This window comes from Marinobacter pelagius (genome assembly GCF_900114925.1).
GTDB classification, from domain to species: Bacteria; Pseudomonadota; Gammaproteobacteria; order Pseudomonadales; family Oleiphilaceae; genus Marinobacter; species Marinobacter pelagius.
Map to the genome: position 1 here is coordinate 158,883 of NZ_FOUR01000005.1, position 19,433 is coordinate 178,315.

The 19,433-nt window shown below is 59.8% G+C and carries 18 protein-coding genes; 5 read left to right on the forward strand and 13 right to left on the reverse strand.

All coding sequences use genetic code 11. The annotated features are described in order from the left end of the window. Positions 1–15: 15 nt before the first annotated feature. From BM254_RS11670 to BM254_RS11695, 6 genes are all read right to left on the reverse strand, one after another. Positions 16–1,143, reverse strand: a complete 1,128-nt coding sequence (locus tag BM254_RS11670) for an NAD(P)/FAD-dependent oxidoreductase (RefSeq protein WP_092003557.1) — start codon at positions 1,141–1,143, stop codon at positions 16–18. Next, positions 1,143–2,456 (reverse strand): SAM-dependent methyltransferase, encoded by a 1,314-nt coding sequence (locus tag BM254_RS11675; protein WP_092003560.1) that lies wholly within the window; start codon positions 2,454–2,456, stop codon positions 1,143–1,145. The genes BM254_RS11670 and BM254_RS11675 overlap by 1 nt, the downstream gene beginning before the upstream one ends. Before the next feature lie 141 nt (positions 2,457–2,597). Then, positions 2,598–3,893, reverse strand: coding sequence for a TRAP transporter large permease (locus BM254_RS11680; RefSeq protein WP_092003563.1), 1,296 nt, complete (start codon positions 3,891–3,893; stop codon positions 2,598–2,600). Next, positions 3,890–4,435, reverse strand: a complete 546-nt coding sequence (locus tag BM254_RS11685; RefSeq protein WP_092003566.1) for a TRAP transporter small permease subunit — start codon at positions 4,433–4,435, stop codon at positions 3,890–3,892. The genes BM254_RS11680 and BM254_RS11685 overlap by 4 nt, the downstream gene beginning before the upstream one ends. 103 nt (positions 4,436–4,538) lie before the next feature. After that, positions 4,539–5,615, reverse strand: coding sequence for a TRAP transporter substrate-binding protein (locus tag BM254_RS11690; protein ID WP_092003570.1), 1,077 nt, complete (start codon positions 5,613–5,615; stop codon positions 4,539–4,541). Between the two features lie 141 nt (positions 5,616–5,756). Then, a complete protein-coding gene (locus BM254_RS11695; protein ID WP_092003572.1) occupies positions 5,757–6,215 on the reverse strand; it encodes an ATPase in 459 nt (152 codons plus the stop codon). Between the two features lie 138 nt (positions 6,216–6,353). On the opposite strand from BM254_RS11695, the gene BM254_RS11700 reads away from it, so the two are divergent. Continuing rightward, entirely contained in the window at positions 6,354–7,421 is a 1,068-nt protein-coding gene (locus BM254_RS11700) for a beta-N-acetylglucosaminidase domain-containing protein (RefSeq protein ID WP_092003575.1), read from the forward strand. A 16-nt stretch (positions 7,422–7,437) separates the two neighbouring features. Here BM254_RS11700 and BM254_RS11705 read toward each other — a convergent pair whose 3' ends face one another. Then, positions 7,438–8,148, reverse strand: a complete 711-nt coding sequence (locus tag BM254_RS11705; RefSeq protein ID WP_092003578.1) for an SIMPL domain-containing protein — start codon at positions 8,146–8,148, stop codon at positions 7,438–7,440. Between the two features lie 98 nt (positions 8,149–8,246). Here BM254_RS11705 and BM254_RS11710 point away from each other — a divergent pair, with 98 nt between their 5' ends. Beyond that, complete coding sequence (locus BM254_RS11710) at positions 8,247–8,774, forward strand: macro domain-containing protein (RefSeq protein ID WP_092003581.1); 528 nt, start codon at positions 8,247–8,249, stop codon at positions 8,772–8,774. A 4-nt stretch (positions 8,775–8,778) separates the two neighbouring features. Here BM254_RS11710 and BM254_RS11715 read toward each other — a convergent pair whose 3' ends face one another. Together BM254_RS11715 and BM254_RS11720 are read right to left on the reverse strand one after the other, a co-directional pair. Then, on the reverse strand, positions 8,779–9,717 hold the full coding sequence (locus BM254_RS11715; RefSeq protein WP_092003954.1) for a ChaN family lipoprotein: 939 nt from the start codon (positions 9,715–9,717) through the stop codon (positions 8,779–8,781). 83 nt (positions 9,718–9,800) lie between these two features. Continuing rightward, positions 9,801–9,983 (reverse strand): CopG family transcriptional regulator, encoded by a 183-nt coding sequence (locus BM254_RS11720; RefSeq protein WP_092003584.1) that lies wholly within the window; start codon positions 9,981–9,983, stop codon positions 9,801–9,803. Between the two features lie 120 nt (positions 9,984–10,103). Between BM254_RS11720 and dauA the strand changes: the two genes are divergently transcribed. Continuing rightward, positions 10,104–11,834, forward strand: a complete 1,731-nt coding sequence (dauA, locus tag BM254_RS11725) for a C4-dicarboxylic acid transporter DauA (protein ID WP_092003587.1) — start codon at positions 10,104–10,106, stop codon at positions 11,832–11,834. 30 nt (positions 11,835–11,864) lie between these two features. Here dauA and BM254_RS11730 read toward each other — a convergent pair whose 3' ends face one another. Next, positions 11,865–13,109, reverse strand: a complete 1,245-nt coding sequence (locus BM254_RS11730; RefSeq protein WP_092003590.1) for a hypothetical protein — start codon at positions 13,107–13,109, stop codon at positions 11,865–11,867. A 67-nt stretch (positions 13,110–13,176) separates the two neighbouring features. Between BM254_RS11730 and BM254_RS11735 the strand changes: the two genes are divergently transcribed. Continuing rightward, positions 13,177–15,123, forward strand: coding sequence for a CASTOR/POLLUX-related putative ion channel (locus BM254_RS11735; protein WP_092003592.1), 1,947 nt, complete (start codon positions 13,177–13,179; stop codon positions 15,121–15,123). Positions 15,124–15,146: 23 nt separating this feature from the next. On the opposite strand, the gene BM254_RS11740 is transcribed toward BM254_RS11735, so the two are convergent. The 3 genes from BM254_RS11740 to BM254_RS11750 are packed head-to-tail and all read right to left on the reverse strand — an operon-like array spanning position 15,147 to position 17,384. Then, positions 15,147–15,536, reverse strand: a complete 390-nt coding sequence (locus tag BM254_RS11740) for a CBS domain-containing protein (RefSeq protein WP_092003594.1) — start codon at positions 15,534–15,536, stop codon at positions 15,147–15,149. A 13-nt stretch (positions 15,537–15,549) separates the two neighbouring features. After that, the gene (locus BM254_RS11745) at positions 15,550–15,900 is read right to left on the reverse strand and encodes a P-II family nitrogen regulator (RefSeq protein WP_092003597.1); all 351 of its coding nucleotides are present in this window, start codon (positions 15,898–15,900) and stop codon (positions 15,550–15,552) included. Then, complete coding sequence (locus BM254_RS11750; protein WP_092003600.1) at positions 15,897–17,384, reverse strand: DUF1538 domain-containing protein; 1,488 nt, start codon at positions 17,382–17,384, stop codon at positions 15,897–15,899. The genes BM254_RS11745 and BM254_RS11750 overlap by 4 nt, the downstream gene beginning before the upstream one ends. Positions 17,385–17,684: 300 nt before the next feature. Here BM254_RS11750 and BM254_RS11755 point away from each other — a divergent pair, with 300 nt between their 5' ends. Continuing rightward, positions 17,685–19,277, forward strand: a complete 1,593-nt coding sequence (locus tag BM254_RS11755) for an isocitrate lyase (RefSeq protein ID WP_092003602.1) — start codon at positions 17,685–17,687, stop codon at positions 19,275–19,277. The last annotated feature ends 156 nt before the right edge of the window (positions 19,278–19,433 follow it).

Consider the following 19,433-nt stretch of genomic DNA (forward strand, 5'->3'; position numbering starts at 1 on the left):
CCATTTTTTTGTGCCTTAAACGGCAACTTCCAGTGGCGGCACCTCCCGGTGCAGGAACCATTTCTCGGTCACCACCTTGCGGGTGAACCAGTGGGAGCGCATCAGGGTGCTGGCCAGAGGTAACTTGAGCCAGTCCGGTACCTGCCAGCCCTGCTCCGTGTCCGACGCCCGGTTGCCAAAGCGTTCGGCAATGGCGTCGCCATACACCTGCAGGGATGAGGCGGAATAATCCGTCGCCTTGCGGAGAACCTCCGCGGCGAGCAAGGCGGATTCCACGGCCGGGCGGATGCCCTCACCACTCTGGGTATAGGCCAGTCCGGCGGAATCGCCAATCAGGATCACACCGTCGTCGACCAGCGGGCGCTCGGCGTGAGCATACAGCAGGTAGGCATGGCCCTTGAAGCGCCCGGGCAGGTCGGCAGGGATGCGGCCGCTGGTTTTCATCTCCTCGACGAATGCCTGCAGATGTTCGCTCAGTTTGTGGTTGTCCTCACGGCCCAGGCCGATATTGAGATAGTTGCCTTTACGGAACACCCAGGCGTAGCCCTTGAGATCCCGGCAGAACCACAGCTCCGGGGTATCGCCCCGGGCCTGGCAGACGCTGGCCTGTTCGTCGGTCATCTGGAATTCCACTTCCTTGGCCGCCACTACCGTTTCATGGCTACCCGGGCCTTCACCCAGAAGCCGGGCAACGGGGCAGAAGTGGCCGCCGGCACCGACGATCAGCGGCGCCTCCCAGGTTTCGTTGACGACCCAGTTGCCGTCCCGGCGTTCGATGGATTTTACCGGGGTGCCCAACTGTCGGGTGGCCGTTGTCACCCGGTCCAGCAGGTAGTTATCGAACTCGCAGCGCCGGATGCCATAACTGACCACCTCGCCATGATCATTCTCCACCGGTGCCTGGCCCATCATGCCGATCCGGAACCGGCGGATCGGCTGAAGGGTTCGGCCGGTGCCATAATCTGTCAGATCGATATCCAGTTCCTTCATGACCGCCGGAGTCACCCATCCCGCGCAGGTCTTGTCCCGGGGGAAGTCCTGTTTGTCGATGATCAGGATCCGTTTGTCGGTGTTCTCCAGGGCCTTGGCCAGGGTCGAGCCGGCGGGGCCGGCCCCGACGATGATCAGGTCGTAGTAATCCATCAGGCCTCCTCCGGGGCTGCCGGGAAGGTGTAAAGATCCCCCCGGTTTTGTGGCAGCTGGTTGTTGCCCCCGTGGGTGAACACCACCTGGAACAGTTGCAGTGACCCGGCCCGGAAGGCCGCGATGGACCCTGCGAGGTAGAGGCGCCAGGCCCGGGTGAAGTGCTCGTCGTACATGTCCGCAACCTTGTCCTGGCTGGCCTCGAAACGCTCCATCCAGTGTGTCAGCGTCTGGGCGTAGTGCAGCCGGAGATTCTCCACATCGAGTACCGAGAAATCGCTGTGTTCGCAGATCTCCATGAACTCGCCAATGCTGGGCGGGTAGGCGCCCGGGAAGATCCGCTTCTCGATCCAGGCGTTCATCAGCATGGGCCGGTTCCGGCCGATGCTGTGGAGCAGGGCAATGCCATTGGGCTTCAGGCTGCGCTTGATCAGCTCCGACAGCGCCGGGTAATTCTCCTTGCCCACGTGTTCGAGCATGCCGATGGAGACAAAGGCGTCGTACTGCCCCTCAATGTTGCGATAGTCGTCCTCGACGTAGGTGATCAGACCGTCCAGCCCCTGCCGTCGGGATTCCTCGCGGGCGTAAGCGAGCTGTTCCCTGGAAATGTTGTAGGAGTGCACCTTCACACCGTAGTTACGGGCCATGTAGCGGGCCAGGCCACCCCAGCCACAGCCCGCCTCCACCACCGTCATGCCCGGTTTGAGGCGCAGTTTACGACAGACGTGTTCCAGCTTGGCGAGCTGGGCCTGCTCCAGGGTCAGGTCAGGCGCTTCGTAGTAGGCGCAGGTGTACTGCATTTCCGCCCGGTCCAGCCAGAGCTGGTAGAACTCGTTGCCGAGATCGTAATGGTGATGGATGTTTTCCTTGGCTTCGGCAATGCCGGTGGCGCGGGGGTTGTGGTTTTTCCACAGTGCGTCCAGCCAACGGGGCCACTTCTCGCGTGCCGCATGGACCGCCCGGTAGAGGGTTTCCATCAGGTCGGGCAGGTCGCCCTCGATATCAAGCCTGCCGGCGGCGTACAGGTCGCCAAAGGCCAGGTTGGGGTTGGCAACCAGCGAATACAGGGCCTTGGGATCTTTGAGATGCAGGGTAAAGCTGACTTCCTGGTGCTCCGGTTCGATCACATCACCGTTCCAGAGCCGGAAACGTACCGGCGGCGAACCGGCCATGCGCATCAGCTTGGTGACCAGCCAGCGTTCATAACTGTGTGGCTCGCGGTCAACCCGGGTGTCGGCCAGTGGCAGGGTCAGAACGTGGGCTTTCTGCTCTTTTTCCGATCGTTCGGTTTTCCGGGCAGTACTCTCAGTCATGTGGTTCCCCTTCCCTCGGTTACCTGTCTGAAATGAGTGACTTCCGTTCAGTATAGAAAACGATCACAAATTGTCAGGTTAGTTCCGGTCGGGCATAAAAAAACCGGGCTCGAAAGCCCGGTTTATCAGGGATCCGCTGGCTCAGTAGGTTGAGCTCATCCCGAACCACTCCGGGAAGACGACGATTAACGCCAGCACGAATATCTGTATGGCAATGAACGGGATAATGCCTTTGTAGATATCCGTGGTCCTCACTTCCGGTGGTGCCACCCCCTTCAGATAGAACAGCGAGAACCCGAAGGGCGGGGTCAGGAAGCTGGTCTGCAGGTTCATGGCAATGAGGATGGCGAACCAGAGCATGTTGATGCCCATGGCTTCGGCTATGGGCGCCAGGATCGGCACGATGATGAAGGATATCTCCACGAAGTCGATGAAGAAGCCCAGGATCAGGATCACCGCCATAGCCAGGATGATGAAGCCCCACTGCTCGCCCGGCAGCATCATCAGCCATTCTTCGAGCAGGTAATCACCACCGGTGTAACTGAACACCATGGAGAAGGCGGTCGCGCCGATCAGGATAGCGAAGACCATGGCGGTCACGCTGACGGTGTCCTTGGCCGCATCCCATACCATCTTGAACGAGAACTGCTTGTAGATGATGGCCAGTACCACGGCACCGACACCACCCAGGGCGGAGGATTCGGTAGGCGTGGCAATACCGGTAAAGATCGAGCCCAGGACCACCACAATCAGTGCCAGCGGCGGAATGATTGCCAGTAAAGCCGAGACGATCTCCTGCTTGCGAGAGCGGGTCGGGTCTTCCGGCATGGCCGGAGCGGTTTCCGGCTTCAGGCGGGTCATGATCAGGATGTAGATGATGTACAGACCGATCAGCACTATACCGGGCCAGACTGCAGCCTTGAACAGGTCGCCAACCGGCAGGCCCAGCACGTCACCCAGAATGATCAGGATGATGGACGGTGGCACGATTTGCCCCAGGGTGCCGGAGGCGCAGATGGTACCGGTGGCCAGGCGCTTGTCGTACTTGTGGGCCAGCATGACCGGCAGCGAGATCAGGCCCATGGCGACCACGCTGGCGCCGACCACGCCGGTAGAGGCAGCGAGCAGGGCGCCCACCAGGATGGTGGAGATGGCGAGGCCACCAGGCAGACCGCCGAACAGGCGCCCCATGGAGGTGAGCAGCTGTTCCGCCAGACGGGTACGTTGCAGCACCACGCCCATGAAGATGAACAGGGGAACCGCCATCAGAACGGTGTTCTGCATCACACTCATGATCCGGTAAGGCATGAATGCGAACAGATCCATGCCCTCGGCGAAGATACCGAAGAACAGCGCAACGCCGCCGAAGGTAAACGCCACCGGGAAGCCCAGCATCAGCATGACCAGGGCCACGCCGAACATAATCATACCGATCATGCGAGACCTCCCCCACTGTGTTCCACTTCATACCGTTTTTCGCCGGAGAGGACCCGGATGGCAAAGGTCGCCATATTAAGGCCGGCGGTCCCCATGAACACAGCGGTGAACGGAATGACGGCCTTGATGACCCAGCGGTGCGGCAGCCCGCCCGGGTCGCCGCTGCCTTCGCCCATGTTGTAGGAGTCCACGGCAAAGGTATAGCCGTAAATGCCGATCAGGTAGGCGAAAGGAATAACGAAAATGATTGCACCAACCAGGTTGACCCAGGCCTTGGTCTTGTCACTCCAGTTGGTGTAGAACACGTCCACCCGAACATGCCCGTCCGTGCGCAGGGCGTAGGGAATACCCAGCAGAAATACGACCGAATACAGATGCCACTCCATTTCCTGCATGGCAATGGAAACATCGTTGAACGCATAACGTGCGACCACATCATAGAACACGTTCGCGGCCATCAGGATCATGGCCACGCAGGCTATCCAGCCGCAGATTTTCGAGAGCCAGGCCAGGCCCTCATCCAGTTTGATAATGAACCCCATCGAACATCCCCCGCAAAGCGGTTTGGTATTTCTTGGTTGCTAGAAACGACAAAACCGGGACCACTCGAAAGCGATCCCGGCTCTCAATCAGAACGGCCCTAGTTTACTCGACTTCGGCCATGGTGTTGAGATATGCGCGCTCAGAGATGTCGGTGTAAGCACGGCTCTGTTCCAGGTAGCCTTGCTGGGATTCGATGATCTTGGCAGCCATTTCGCTGTCTTCGGCCGCTTCCTTGAGCAGCTTCTTGTTGGCGTCGTACATGGCCTGGAAGATGTCATCCGGGAACTGCTTGATCTGCACGTTCGGATACTCTTTCTTGATGTTGGCCCAGGCTTCAGCATTGGCGTGCTGGGAATGAACCAGCATGTCGTAGGACGCAGTGCGCATGGCTACACGCATGATTTCCTGCAGATCTTCCGGCATCTTTTCCCAGACCCGCTTGTTGATCAGGAACTGCAGCTCGGTGGCCGGCTCGTGCCAACCGGTGTAGTAGTAGTCGGCGATCTGCTGGAAGCCCAGACGCAGATCCAGGGCCGGACCTACCCACTCAACCGCGTCGATGGTGTTGCGCTCGAGTGCGGTGTACAGCTCGCCCGGGGCGATGTTGGTCGGGTTGACGCCAACCTCGGCGAAGACTTCACCGGCGAAGCCCGGGATACGCATCTTCAGGCCCTGCAGGTCTTCCAGGGAGTTGATTTCCTTGCGGAACCAGCCGCCCATCTGGACGCCGGTGTTACCACCCGGGAAGGACAGCATGTTGTGCGGCTCATACACTTCCTGCATCAGCTCCATGCCGCCGCCGTGATAGAACCAGGCATACTGTTCCATGGCGTTCATGCCGAACGGCATGCTGGTGAAGAACAGGGTCTCGGGAACCTTGCCTTTCCAGTAGTAGGATGCGGAATGGCCCATGTCGTACTGGCCGGCCTTGACCATGTCGAAGACGCCCAGCGGTGCCTTGTGCTTGTTGGCGGAGTCGATGCGAACGGTGATGCGACCGTTGGACATTTTCTCAACAGTTTCGGCAAAACGCTTGGTGGTGTCACCGAAGATGGGGAAGTTGGGGCCCCAGGTCTCTGCCAGTCTGAGGTTGAATTTTTCCTGTGCGTGCGCCTGCGTGGCGGCAAATGTAGTTGCCACAGCCAGCACAGCCGCGGAAAGAACAGAACGGATCTTCATTGCTCTTCTATCCTCTTGTCGTTTTTGTGAGGTGTTTCGTTCCCTGTAGGGATGAACAACTCCATATGTTAGTTCACGGTAGCAATTATTGCGCCCGAACGGAACGAATTAGTCTGGATCATTATACTTAGGTCGTACGTACTAGACGTCATCCATCCGTCCGATCTGGCTGGCCAAACGCATCGCCTCATGTTCTTCGAGGGCTTTCAGATCCTCCAGCAGGCTCTTGGCCTCACGAATTTCGGCCTTGCCGATCAGCGAGTCATACAGATCCATGACCTGATCGTGAAAATCGAAGATCTCCTTTTCGATGCCCGCGAAGTCGAGATCCTTGTAGTGGATGTCGCAGGTGCGGTTGCGTTCGATCGGTTTGTGGACTCCATAGTCGTAGAGCCTTGTGTTCATCGCTTTCGGGTCGGCCTGCTTCTCGTATTCGGCCACCGCCCTCTCGAGCAGGCTTTCGTGGGTGCTGATGTAGTCCAGCAGCGCGCTCGCCCGCTCGTTCGGGTGCTGTCCGGCAGATTCCTTCAGACAGCGGGCAAGGTGGGCGTGCAGCTGGCGGGTCCAGTCAATCAGGTCGGCGAAAGTTTTGATTTCCATGGGTTCTCCTGTTTACCTCAATTCAAGGCTCTTCTATTGGTGAGTCTAGTCAATAATCGGGTGTAACATGACAGACCAGCTTAACGATATTGTCCAGACCTGTCCTGTGAACAGGCACTGGGCAGGAGAAGGAAGACCATGACCACACCACTGGGCATTATCGAAGGGTTCTACGGTCCTCTCTGGACCTGGGCGGAGCGTCGCAGCCTTCTCAGGTCACTGGTTCCACACGGTTACGAATTCTATTTGTACGCTCCCAAAGCGGATCCCTTTCTGCGCCGCCGGTGGCAGGAGCCACATCCACCGGCAGAAGCCGCTGAACTGGCCTCTTACGGGCAGTTCTGCCGGGAACACGGGGTACGCTTCGGCGTCGGGCTCAGTCCCTATGAGATTTTCAATCGTTTTGATGATGAGGCGCGTAGCGCCCTGGAACGGAAGCTGGCGGGCCTGGAAAAGCTGGGCCTCGACGAGCTCGCCATCCTGTTTGACGATATGCGCTCGGATACGCCGGATCTGGCACGGGTCCAGGCTGATATCGTGGCCTGGGTCCGGGACCATACCGACATTCCCCGACTCAGCGTCTGCCCCAGCTATTATTCCGACGATCCGGTGCTGGACCGTGTGTTCGGGGATCGACCCGCCGATTACCTGGTCACACTGGGCCGGGCGCTTGACCGTGACGTCAATATTTTCTGGACCGGAGAGGAGGTCTGCTCCCGGGAAGTTTCGCCGGGCCACCTGAAACGGGTGGGTGATCTGCTGGGACGAAAACCTGTGCTCTGGGACAACTACCCGGTCAACGACGGCGACCGCATGTCCCAGCATCTGCATTTGCGGGCCTTCACGGGCAGGCCGGCCGCCAATGCCGCCCACCTGGCCGGCCATGGCATCAACCCCGCCCTGCAGCCGAGCCTGACCGCCATTCCGGCGATTACCCTGGCTGAATCCTACCGGCGGGGGCCGGATTACCAGTATGGCCAGGCATTCCTGCATGCCGCCCGGGAGCTGCTGGGCAGTGAGCTTGCCCACCAGCTACAGGCCGACCTGCTGGTGTTGCAGGATGGTGGCCTTGGGCGGATCAGCGATGAGAAGCGCCAGAGCCTCCTGCATACCTACGACGCCTACGACCATCCGGCCGCCATCGAAGTGATGCGCTGGCTGATGGGGGAATACCGGGTCACCGATGAAATGGTAGCGACCCAGTAACTGTGAGGGGCAATCCTCAGCGCAGATAATATTCGACAGTGGAGACCACGCGCACGGTCTTGACCGGCTGCTGGTCCTCCCGGATGCCGGGAGCCTGATCCCGCGCCAGGATCTGGAACACGCCCTGGTTGGCCCGGCGCAGATCGCCCAATTCGGCGTCAGCGTCCCGGGCGAATTGCAGTGCCGCTTCCCGGGCCGAAGCAGTGGCTTCGGCAATCATGGCCGGCTTGATCTCGTTCAGGCCGCTGAACAGGTAGGTGGGGCCGCCAGGGCCGTAATCGGAAGAGAGCACGACGCCGGAGTCCACCAGGTCACTGACGTTCTGGGCGGCCTGGCGGATACGGTCGATGTCCGAGCTGCGCACCATCAGGGTCTGGTTGATAATGAACTTCTGCTCGGTGTTGTTGCCGGGATAGGGGTTAGCGCGGGTGTCGGTGACATCCAGCCGCAACAGCTCCACCGCGGTTTCGTCGATGGCCTGTAATTTGAGGAAGGCCATGATCGCGTCCCGGCTGGCACGGGCCCGCTCCTGGGCCTGACTGAGAGTCTCACCCGTGGCAACAAAGCGAATGGGCCAGAGCGCCAGGTCCGCCCGTACTTCCTGTTCCGCAACGCCCTTGACGGTCACAAAACGATCCGCGGTACGCAGTCCGGTCAGGCCGTCGCTCAGCAGCGAGGCGGCAATAATGGCGCTGATGCCCAGAATCAATGCCGAGACAACTTTCATACCCGCTCCTTGTATTCCGAGGCCCTCGTTTGAGGGCCTGCTATCCTGATTATCAGGCAAGACTACCGGGAACCGGAGAGCCGGAAAAGGGGAGTTTCATGACACAGGTTTCCATTGAGAGTGTGCGGGGCAACATTGCCAACCAGCCGGACATTGATGCCATCGTCAACGCCGCCAACGCGCGGCTGATGCCGGGCAGTGGCGTGGCCGGTGCCATTCACTCGGCCGCCGGCCCGGGACTGGCGCAGGAGTGCCGCCGCCTTGCACCTATCGAGCCGGGACAGGCGGTGATCAGCGGCGGTCATGACCTGCCCAACTCCCATGTGATCCACTGCCTGGGGCCGGTTTATGGCGTCGATACGCCGTCGGACGAGCTGCTGGCGGATTGCTATCGGAACGCCCTTGAGCTGGCGGACCGCCATGGCTTGTCGTCCATCGCCTTTCCCGCGATTTCGACCGGGGTATTTGGTTATCCGATTGATGAGGCCGCCAGGGTTGCGGTGAACGCTATTCGCAAAGCCGTGCCAGGGCTCACCTCAGTGCGTCTGATCCGTTTGGTGCTGTTCAGCGAGGATGATCTCAGGGTGTTCCGGGCGGCGCTCGCTTCGGCTTCGCCCGGAACCTGAAGGGTTACTCGCAGTCGGCCGACTTCCGGTTGCCGAAGAGGGCCTGCATGGCCTCCCTCTCGCGCTCCGGATCGCGGAATTCCTCGGGCAGGGGCTGGATGAAGTACAGGTAGTCACCCTTGGAGCGGTTGGCCTCCAGCGGCACATTGTCTTTCTCATGCGGCCAGAACACCGGGGTGATCACGGCGATGGAAAGCCCGGGTGCCCGTTGCTCCAGCACGGCCACGGTGCCGAGCCGTTCCTCGCTGTGGAAGGTGCCGGTGGTATGGAGGATCTGATGCCCCGGGTGGTTTGCCCGCGCGTCCAGGATGGCCCTGGCCATGGTGTTATCCCGTAGCAGCTGGGCGTGGTAGGTGTTGCGCATACGCTCCGAAAGCTGGCCATCCCCGGTGCCGTGGCTGCCACCGATGGCCTCGACAAACTTTTCCTTGTACGCCGGTGTGTCGAGAAAAGGCGTCTCGGGCAGCAGTGTCCGGGTTTCGGGGGGCAGGGTCTCCAGGTAGCCCGGGCCCTTGCGGCCGACGCAGCGCACCACATCCGACGGGGCGTTGGCGGCAATCACCGGCAGCTGTTGTTGCCGGGCGAACTCCACCAGCGGGCGGTAGGAGGCGCGGTAGTTGTCCCAGGCTTCGGCGTCCTCGATCATTTCCGTTTCGCCAAGGTCTCCCGCCAGAAAACGATCGAGTACGTCCTGACGATTCACATTGAACTGCTCCATGGTCAGGACCTGGCGGGGGCTCTCGCGGAACAGGGCCTGCTGTAGGCGAGCCTGCAACAGGTGTGAGGCATGATGGCCGTGATACTCACCCACCACCACGATATCGGTGTCGGCCAGCCGTCCGGCGAGTTGCTGGACAGTCAGCGGTGTGCCGGCTTCCCCGTCGATCACGCGGGCGTCATACTGGCTCTCGGGGGCTGTGACGGAGTTTGATTCAGAAGGCATGGCAACACATCCGGTGACGGATAGCAGTATCAGGGGCAGGGCAGACAGGCGAAGTTTCATAACGAGAATATACGGCCGTTGGCTCAGTCGGTTTTCTGCTGTTCCTGTTCACGCCAGTCCGGCCCCAGTTTTGATTCCACGTATTCGCGGATGAACTGGCGGACCTTCTGGGAGGGCGTGACGTCTTCCTGCTTGCAGAGGGCTTCAAACGCGGCTTTTTTTTCCGGATCGATCAGGAGTGTCAGCCGTGCGGTGCGTTTTTCCATGGTGTGTTCGGACCCTGTTTCAGCGATTGAGTGGCTGATATGTTAATTTGATTAACATTGAATGTACAGATTATGAGCATATAATGTAAACCATACATTCCAGAAGTCGAGTTACCGTTCATGCCCCACCGCGCCCATCTTTTCTCCCTGCGAATTGCCCACGCCTTCCGCGAGGCCTGTGTGAACGAGCGGTATACCGGGCGACGCTTCGGCCGGGACGTGATGGCGGGCATTACCGTGGGGATCATCGCGATTCCCCTGGCCATGGCCCTGGCCATCGCCAGCGGTGTCGCGCCCCAGTATGGTCTTTATACCGCGTTCATCGCCGGTTTTATCATTGCCCTGACCGGCGGCAGCCGTTACAGCATTTCCGGCCCGACCGCGGCGTTTGTGGTCATCCTCTATCCCATTGCCCAGGAATACGGCCTGGGTGGGCTGCTACTGGCGACCCTGATGTCCGGCATCCTCCTGGTGATCATGGCCCTCATGCGCCTGGGACGGTTCATCGAGTATATCCCCGAGTCGGTCACCCTGGGATTTACCGGCGGCATTGCCGTGGTCATTGCTACGCTGCAGGTGAAGGATTTCTTTGGCCTGCCTGTGGCCGCGATGCCGGAACATTACTGGGACAAGCTGGCTGTGCTGGCGGAGGCGCTTCCTGATGTGGATGGCATGAGCACCCTGGTGGCGCTTGCCACCCTGGCGGTCATGCTGATCTGGCCCCGGCTGCGCACACCGGTGCCGGCGCACCTGCCGGCTGTCCTGATCGGGAGTGGCCTTGCCCTGTGGTTCAATGCCAGCGGTGCGGGTATCGAGACCATCGGTTCCCGTTTCAGTTACCTGCTGCCGGATGGCACCGAGGGCGCGGGTATTCCGCCGTTCCTGCCGGAATTTGCCTGGCCCTGGCAGCAATCGGGCCCGGATGGCCAGCCGCTCGGGTTGTCCTGGGATCTGCTGCGGGAATTGTTGCCTGCCGCTTTTGCCATCGCCATGCTGGGGGCGATCGAATCGCTGCTGTGTGCGGTGGTGCTCGACGGCATGTCCGGCAAGCGCCACAGCGCCAACAGTGAGCTCATGGGGCAGGGTCTGGGCAACATGGTGGTACCTTTCTTCGGCGGGATTACCGCCACCGCCGCCATTGCCCGCTCCGCCGCCAACTTCCGTGCCGGTGCCGAATCCCCGGTGGCGGCGATGATCCATGCCGGTGTCGTGTTGCTGGCGCTGGTCTCGCTGGCGGGGGTGCTCGCCTACCTGCCGATGCCGGCCATGGCCGCCTTGCTGGTGATGGTGGCCTGGAATATGAGCGAGGCACCCAAGGCCGTGCATCTGCTGAAGACCGCCCCCCGCAGTGACGTTCTGGTGTTTCTGACCTGTTTTGGCCTGACCGTGGCCCTGGATATGGTGATAGCCATTACTACCGGCGTCCTGCTGGCGGCGGTGCTGTTCATGCGCGAAATGGCGCAGATGACCCGGGTAACCGACATCACCAAAAGCGGGCGTATCGCCCGGGAGGAGCTGCCTGAGGGCTGGCAGGTATTCAAGATCAACGGGCCGCTGTTCTTTGCCGCTGCTGACCGGATTTTCGGGGAGCTGGCGGAGTTGTCACGCCAGGCCCGGGGCTTTGTTCTCTATATGGACGGCGTCACCATCCTGGATGCCGGTGGTCTTTCCGCACTGACCAAACTGATCGATACCTGTCGTGACAGTGGCAGCCAGGTGGTTATTGCCGACCTGCAGTTCCAGCCCCTGAAGACCCTCGCCCGCGCCGGTATCAAGCCGGAGGAGGGGGTCAGCCGGTTCTATCCGACTCTCGATGCGGCCCTGGCAGCGGTGCGGGCCGAGCGGGGGTGAACGTGCTTCCAGCCAGGGCTGTGGCTGCGGTTACAGCGGCCAGTGCAGCTGCAGGTTGCCGCCACCGAATTCCGATTCGTGAAGGTAGAACGTCGGGTTCAGGGTCAGTACGGCTCCGTCTTGACGGGAGAGAACCATCTCGAAGGGCAATGCCAGTTTTCCAATAAAGCCGTCAAAATCCCTGTCGGTTTCCTCTTCAAAGCTCTGCCGTATGTGGGCGTGCCCCAGGTACACCGCCGGTCGCAGGCTTACACCGGGCGTGAGCGGCAGCGAAAACTCCCCGAAAACCGTCGGTTCACGCCGGCGAATCCGGCCCTCGTCGTTCAGGGCCCGGCCGAAAAAGCCTTGTTCGTTCAGATCCCGGTAGGCAATCCCGAATCCTGGCTGCAATCGGTGAGCGGTGAAGGTTGCTCCAGCCAGCAACTGGAGATGGTTGCGGTCGAAACCGGTGCTCCGGTCCTCGCCCTCGGCAAATAGCCGGTAATCCCGGCGGGTGCGCTCCCCATCGACCTCCATTGTGATCAGCCAGTTGGCGACCTGTTGGCGATGGCTGAAGGCTGCCCGGACACTTCCGCTGTCCACCTGCAGGCTTTCCTGCCGGCTGATGAAGGAGGATTCGGGCGTCAGGGTCATGGATACCGTCGTGCCCAGGTCCGGTTCGACACCACCGCGGTGCCACTGGATAAACCAGGAGTGGGGGAAAGTCTCGAACTCGTCGGGGGAGTCGGTCTTGCTGTTGAAGTAGGCGTCCGGGAGGATCCAGCTTGCATGAATCCAGTGGTTGTCGGCGACCCGGTGGCGGGCGCTGAAATAGACATCGGACAGGGACTTGTCCGAATACACGTCGCCCTGCAGCCAGAGTTCGGTATCGTCGGTTACCGCCTGCCGGAATCCCACCAGCTGACGCTGATAGGCCCCGTCCAGATCCTCGCTTCGCTGGATGTCCAGCAGGAAGCCGTTGCGGTCATCCCGGAATCCGAAGTCCTGGCGAAAACGGAAATCGTAATAGAGCCGACGGCTGCTCACACTGCCGCCGGTGCCGCGGATACCGTTATCGACCGCAGTGGGTAGGGGCTGGCTGTGCCGGAACGTGAGTTCATTCAGAAACCGTTCCTTGTCGTAGGCTTCGTCCCGGCCCTCCACCACAGCCTCGGCCCGCCACGGCTGGGCAATCTGACCGGTATCTGCCCGGCCGATTACCGGCAGCATCACCAGAATCGACAAAACGGATACCCAGCCTGTTGATTTCAAAGTGGGAATGGCTGAGGCTTCCATGGCTCACCTCCATGAGCGCTTTGCTCTATCCTAAGGGAGCATGACTGAATCAGGCAAAGGGAATCCCATGCTGCCATTTCGTGTTGTTGATCGCGTCAAGTTCATTGTAGAGCGCCAGCTGGTGAAGGGGGCGGGTTTCCAGTTGCTGGTGGTCGGTCTTTTCATCGGACTGATCTCGCTCATTGGCGGAATGCTGGTGGTGCCTCAGGGCGGTGAATTCGAGGATGCCGGGTCGGCGATCTGGTGGGCGTTCCTGAGGCTGACCGATCCGGGCTACCTGGGGGACGATGTCGGCACCTGGCAACGGGTCGTTTCCACCCTGCTGACGGTGTCCGGCTATGTGGTGTTCATGGGTACCCTGGTGGCGATTCTGACCCGCTGGCTGATCGCCAAGATGGAGGACCTGGAGCGTGGCCTGACGCCTGTGACCCTGAAGAACCACGTTGTCGTGCTTGGCTGGACCGCCCAGACACCGCCGCTGGTTGCAGAGCTGTTCGGCTCTTCGGGACGGATGCAGCGCTTCCTGGAAAAGCATGATGCCCAGAAACTTCGCCTCGTGGTCTTGTCGGAGGAGGCCAGTGCCGGGCAGGTCCATGAGCTGATCAATGAGCCCGGCGTCGGTCGGCGGGCCCGCGAGGTCATCTTTCGCAGCGGGACCGCCATCCAGCCGGAAGCCCTTCACCGGGTCGCCTGCCTGGATGCTGCCGCGGTGATTGTGCCCAGTCAGGTGCAGGATGCCGGTAGCCTGCTGACCTCGGATGTGGGCACCGTCAAGGCTTTGCTCTCGATCGCGGCTGAGGCCCGCCACCTGCATGCCCAGCTTCCTTTCGTGGTGGCCGAGATCCAGGACATGCGCAAACTGTCGGTGATCGAGCGCGCCTATCCCGGCTCGGTGGAGGTTGTCGCGGGTGATGCCACGATCAGTCGCCTGATGGTGCAGAATGTTCTGCACCCCAACCTGTCAGAAGTCTACAACGAGCTGCTGACTGCCGGTGCGGGCAATGAGATCTTTGTGCGTGGTGGCGAAACGGCGGAAGGGCTTACCCTGGGAGAGCTGGCTTCACAGAGGCCCAATGCCATTGTTCTGGGCCTGTTGCAGCCTGCTGCCGACAATCGCTGGAACGTGAACCTGGTAGCCCCCTCGGATACCGTCGTGCAACGGGATGACCGGATCGTCCTCCTGGCGAGGGATTATGAGCATACCGGTCCCGATCCGAAAGCCGAGCCTCTGGCCAGGATTGACCGGACCGCCGGGGTAAAGCCGGCGCCGGCCGTGTCCGGGAAGCACCGGGTACTCGTGTTGGGCTGGAATCGGCGGGTGACCAGCCTGGCGGCAGAGTTCTCCAGCTATTCCAACCGGGATTTCGAGCTCGACCTGGTGTCCGCTATTCCTCTGGAAGAACGGCAGCGGGAGATTGCCCGGTATGGCATCGACCTGGACACCATCAAAGGACGTCTGCTGGAAGCGGATTACATGGTTGAGGAGGACCTTCGCAAGCTGAATCCGGCCTCCTATCAGACGGTAATTCTATTGAGCAGCGACCGTATCGGCTCGGGTGAGGAGGCAGATGCCCGTGCCATGGTGGGGTATCTTCAGTTGGAGGATATCCTGTCGGAATCGCCCGATCGGCCGCAGGTGATCATGGAGCTCAGTGATCCGGATAACCGGCACCTGCTCTACGGACACAAGAGTGAAATGCTGATCAGTCCGATGATCCTCAGTCATGTCCTGGCCCAGGTTGCATTGCGCCGGGAGTTGAGAACGGTTCTGGATGAGTTGTTCACGGAAGGAGGGGCGGAGATCCAGTTCCGGGATCCCCACGATTACCCGTTACCGGCCAGTACCGATTTCAGGTTGCTGGAGAAGATTGTTGCCGGTCGTGGAGAGATCGCACTGGGCGTATTCCGGGCGGCGCCGGATGAGCGGGGCAGGCACCTGGTAATGAATCCGCCCCGCAAGCAATACCTGGACCTGCAGGAGGGGGACCGTCTGCTGGTGATGTGCCATAACTGATCGGGTGGTAACGCCAGAGCGGGTCATTCAATGGTTTCAAGCAGTGCCTGCATGATGTCATCCATGACCACAAAACCTTTCAGCTCGTTGTCCGATAGCACCAGAAGACGCTTGATCCCGTGCTCGGTCATCAGGCTGGCGGCATGTCTGAGCGCCAGGCTTTCCCCGACACTGATGACCGGCTTGGCGCAGACATCGTAGACGTTCAGCAGGTCAATGTCCCCGTCTTCTGCCACTACCGCCTTCAGGACATTGGTGTAGGTGATCAGTCCCCAGGCGTCGTGCTCACTCTGGCGCTCAACCACCAGTGACTTCACGTCGTGGCGCTTCATCAGCGACAGTGCTTCCCGCAGGGTGGCGAAGGGGGAAATCCTGATGATGTCGCTTATCATCACGTCTTTGACCAGTTTCATGGTGTCTCTCCGATCAGAGTGAGTCTTTCAGGTGTTGTTCGAATTTCTCCACCTGGGCCATGTCTATGCCGCCCAGATGCTCCAGCGGTACCGTGAAAATCAGCCCCTGGGAGTCCTTGGGGTCGGGCATGACGACTTTTTGCAAGGCTTTCAGCACCTCCAGTGACAGCGCCCTTTCCAGCACCATGAGCAGCACACTCTGGCTGCCGTCGTAGGTCAGGCCAAAGAAGGTTTTTCTGGTCGTGTTGCTGATACCGCGACCGGAGAGCACGGTCATGCCACCGGCACCCAGGTCCCGTGCCGCATCAATGCATTCCTGTTCCAGATCCTCCGGAACGATTGCTACCAATGCAGAGAATTTCATTGGGTTACCTTCCTGCGATCAGAAATGAATTGGGAAACGATGGCATAGGCCATCACTGTAACAATAGGGAAGATCGAGGCGAATGCGATCAGGCCAAAGCCGTCAATCAGGACATTGCGACCGTCGATGCTCGAGGCAAGCCCGATCCCCAGGGCTGTCACCAGGGGAACGGTGACCTCGGAGGTGGTGACGCCGCCAAGGTCGTAGGCCAGGGCGACGATATACCGGGGCGCCAATGCCGTGAGGCATATCACCAGAATATAGCCCGCCATGATGTAATAGTGGATGGAATCCCCGGTAATGATGCGATGCACACCTATGGTAATGCCGACAGCAACACCGACGGCGACCAGTATCCGTATGACGTTGCCATCAAGCATACCGGCCGCGGCCTCTTCTGCCTGTTTTCCTATGGCGATCAATGCCGGCTCCGCCATGGTAGTGGCAAAGCCGATCATCAGTGCAAACAGATAAATATAGGCATAGTCCCCACGCGCTGTCAGTTGCTCGGCCATGCTTGTACCAATCGGGAAAAGACCCATTTTCAGGCCCACGACAAAGGCATACAGGCCGAGAATGACCAGCGTGAAGCCGAATATAACCTTGCGAGGGTTGCTCAACTTCCGGCGCAGGACCAGGTACTGGAAAATCAGGACGGTCAGAATGATGGGCAGCACATCCCGGACCATTTCCACGAGATCCAGCAGGATGCTGGTTATGCCGGTTGACGCCGGTGTTTCTGTCTCTTTGGTGAGTATGAGTTCTCCGGTATCCGGGTTGCCGGAATAAACCAGCATGCCATAGACCTGAACGGTGATCATGGGCACCATGACCGCCAGAGCCACCAGCCCGAAGCCGTCGATCAGGGGATTTCTGCCCCGGATGGAGGCGGCAAGTCCGATGCCCAGGGCGGCCACCAGCGGCACGGTAACCACGTTGGTGGTGACGCCACCGGAATCATAGGCCAGGCCGACGATTTCCTCCGGCGCAAACCAGGTGACGATGACCACAATGATATAGCCGGCGATCATGAACCAGTGCAGCGGATAACCGAAGATCGTCCGGAAGATGCCCAGAGCCACCACCAGACCGACGGAAACCGCGACGAGCCCTCTGAGTGTCAGGCTGTCAATCCGCCCCCCGCTGATACTTTCAGCCTGTTCAGCGACAGCAATGAGGGCGGGTTCGGCAATGACTGCCGAGAAACCCATGGCAAATCCGAAGGCGAGCAGGACTGCGACCGATCCCTTTCTGGCAAACTGGTTCGACAGGCTCTTGCCCACCGGAAAGATGCTCAGTTCAAGCCCCTGGAGGAACAGCGCCACGCCGACAGCGACGATCAGCAGACCCAGCGCCATGCTGGCGAGGTTATCCGGGATTTGCTGCAGGATAATCAGTTGAAAGAAGGTGACGACGACCACGATCGGAAGCAGGTTCTTGAGGGCATGCAACAACGAATGGGTAAACGCACGAAGATAGAACACTGAGAATTCCTTTTGCCCTGCGCTGCTCGTGGTACTGACCGTTCAGATCAATACTAGCATTCATCGACTGCGTGGTAATGACGGAACTCAACAAACCGGTGAGTTCCGGAGCGAGCAAAGCCATTCACCGTAAAAATGCCGAAAATACATAATATAAATTTCAATTATAAATTTGAACGTAATAGAGTACTCGTCATCGCCAGCGAGCTGATCATAAAGTGAGCAGGAAGCTGGCTTCGGCTGATGCTGAAAAGCGTCTCCGCACATGATCAGAAAACCAACGTAGAAAGGATGAGACCCATGCCCTACGCACAAGACGTTGACCAGATCGCTTCCCTGTTGAAGCAGCACCCGACCTGGAATGCCATCAACCCGAAGCACGCCGCTCGCATGCGCGCCCAGAACAAGTTCAAGACTGGTCTGGACATCGCCAAGTACACCGCCAAGATCATGCGCGAGGACATGGCGAACTACGACAACGACACTTCCCAGTACACCCAGTCCCTGGGCTGCTGGCACGGCTTCATCGGTCAGCAGAAGATGCTGTCCATCAAGAAGCACTTCGGTACCACCAAGCGTCGTTACCTGTACCTGTCCGGCTGGATGGTTGCCGCCCTGCGTTCCGAGTTCGGTCCGCTGCCTGACCAGTCCATGCACGAGAAGACTGCCGTTTCCAGCCTGATCGAAGAGCTGTACACCTTCCTGCGCCAGGCCGACGCATGGGAACTGAACCACCTGTTCCGCGCCCTGGAAGAAGCCGAGAATGCCGGTGACACCGCCAAGGCCAAGGAAATCGAGCAGCAGATCGACAACCACGAAACCCACATCGTGCCGATCATCGCTGACATCGACGCCGGTTTCGGTAACGCTGAAGCGACCTACCTGCTGGCCAAGAAGATGATCGAAGCCGGTGCCTGCTGCATCCAGATCGAGAACCAGGTATCCGACGAGAAGCAGTGTGGTCACCAGGACGGCAAGGTTACTGTCCCGCACGCCGACTTCCTGTCCAAGATCAACGCTGTTCGTCTGGCGTTCCTGGAGCTGGGTGTTGACGACGGTGTGATCGTTGCCCGTACAGACTCCCTGGGCGCAGGCCTGACCCAGAAGCTGGCCGTTACCGACGAGCCGGGTGACCTGGGCGACCAGTACAACAGCTTCCTGGACGGCGACTACATCGAGGATGCTTCCGAGATCAACAACGGTGACGTTGTGATCAAGTCCAACGGTAAGCTGATGAAGCCGAAGCGTCTGGCTTCCGGTCTGTTCCAGTTCCGTCCGGGCACCGGCGAAGACCGTGTTGTTCTGGACTGCATCACCAGCCTGCAGAACGGCGCTGACCTGCTGTGGATCGAAACCGAGAAGCCTCACGTTGGCCAGATCGCCGGCATGGTTAACCGCATCCGTGAAGTGGTGCCCGATGCCAAGCTGGTCTACAACAACAGCCCGTCCTTCAACTGGACCCTGAACTTCCGTCAGCAGGTATTCGATGCCTGGAAGGAAGAAGGCAAGGACGTATCTGCCTACGACCGCGACAAGCTGATGAGCGAAGAGTACGACAGCACCGAGCTGGCCCAGCTGGCCGACCAGTGGTGCCAGAACTTCCAGCGTGACGCGTCCCGTGAAGCAGGTATCTTCCACCACCTGATCACGCTGCCGACGTACCACACCGCAGCCCTGTCCACCGACAACCTGGCCAAGGGCTACTTCGGCGACGAAGGCATGCTGGCCTACGTTGCGGGTGTCCAGCGCAAGGAAATCCGTCAGGGTATCGCCACCGTGAAGCACCAGGACATGGCCGGTTCCAACATCGGTGATGACCACAAAGAGTTCTTCGCAGGTGACGCGGCTCTGAAGGCCGGTGGTAAGGACAACACCATGAACCAGTTCGGTTAATCGACCGGTTCTTGTTGTCTCGGTGAGGGCTCAGGCGCTCACCGGCTCCCAAAGACCCCGGGTAGCATAAGCTGCCCGGGGTCTTTGTTTTTTGACACTCAGTTATTTGCATAACTCTTTGACAATAATTCAAAAATTCTTCTGTGTATTTTCTTG

Bases quoted from the DNA above. Each gene is read 5' to 3' on its own strand.
- BM254_RS11670 (WP_092003557.1), bottom strand. From the start codon at position 1,143: ATGGATTACTACGACCTGATCATCGTCGGGGCCGGCCCCGCCGGCTCG.
- BM254_RS11675 (WP_092003560.1), bottom strand. From the start codon at position 2,456: ATGACTGAGAGTACTGCCCGGAAAACCGAACGATCGGAAAAAGAGCAG.
- BM254_RS11680 (WP_092003563.1), bottom strand. From the start codon at position 3,893: ATGATCGGTATGATTATGTTCGGCGTGGCCCTGGTCATGCTGATGCTG.
- BM254_RS11685 (WP_092003566.1), bottom strand. From the start codon at position 4,435: ATGGGGTTCATTATCAAACTGGATGAGGGCCTGGCCTGGCTCTCGAAA.
- BM254_RS11690 (WP_092003570.1), bottom strand. From the start codon at position 5,615: ATGAAGATCCGTTCTGTTCTTTCCGCGGCTGTGCTGGCTGTGGCAACT.
- BM254_RS11695 (WP_092003572.1), bottom strand. From the start codon at position 6,215: ATGGAAATCAAAACTTTCGCCGACCTGATTGACTGGACCCGCCAGCTG.
- BM254_RS11700 (WP_092003575.1), top strand. From the start codon at position 6,354: ATGACCACACCACTGGGCATTATCGAAGGGTTCTACGGTCCTCTCTGG.
- BM254_RS11705 (WP_092003578.1), bottom strand. From the start codon at position 8,148: ATGAAAGTTGTCTCGGCATTGATTCTGGGCATCAGCGCCATTATTGCC.
- BM254_RS11710 (WP_092003581.1), top strand. From the start codon at position 8,247: ATGACACAGGTTTCCATTGAGAGTGTGCGGGGCAACATTGCCAACCAG.
- BM254_RS11715 (WP_092003954.1), bottom strand. From the start codon at position 9,717: ATGCCTTCTGAATCAAACTCCGTCACAGCCCCCGAGAGCCAGTATGAC.
- BM254_RS11720 (WP_092003584.1), bottom strand. From the start codon at position 9,983: ATGGAAAAACGCACCGCACGGCTGACACTCCTGATCGATCCGGAAAAA.
- dauA (WP_092003587.1), top strand. From the start codon at position 10,104: ATGCCCCACCGCGCCCATCTTTTCTCCCTGCGAATTGCCCACGCCTTC.
- BM254_RS11730 (WP_092003590.1), bottom strand. From the start codon at position 13,109: ATGGAAGCCTCAGCCATTCCCACTTTGAAATCAACAGGCTGGGTATCC.
- BM254_RS11735 (WP_092003592.1), top strand. From the start codon at position 13,177: ATGCTGCCATTTCGTGTTGTTGATCGCGTCAAGTTCATTGTAGAGCGC.
- BM254_RS11740 (WP_092003594.1), bottom strand. From the start codon at position 15,536: ATGAAACTGGTCAAAGACGTGATGATAAGCGACATCATCAGGATTTCC.
- BM254_RS11745 (WP_092003597.1), bottom strand. From the start codon at position 15,900: ATGAAATTCTCTGCATTGGTAGCAATCGTTCCGGAGGATCTGGAACAG.
- BM254_RS11755 (WP_092003602.1), top strand. From the start codon at position 17,685: ATGCCCTACGCACAAGACGTTGACCAGATCGCTTCCCTGTTGAAGCAG.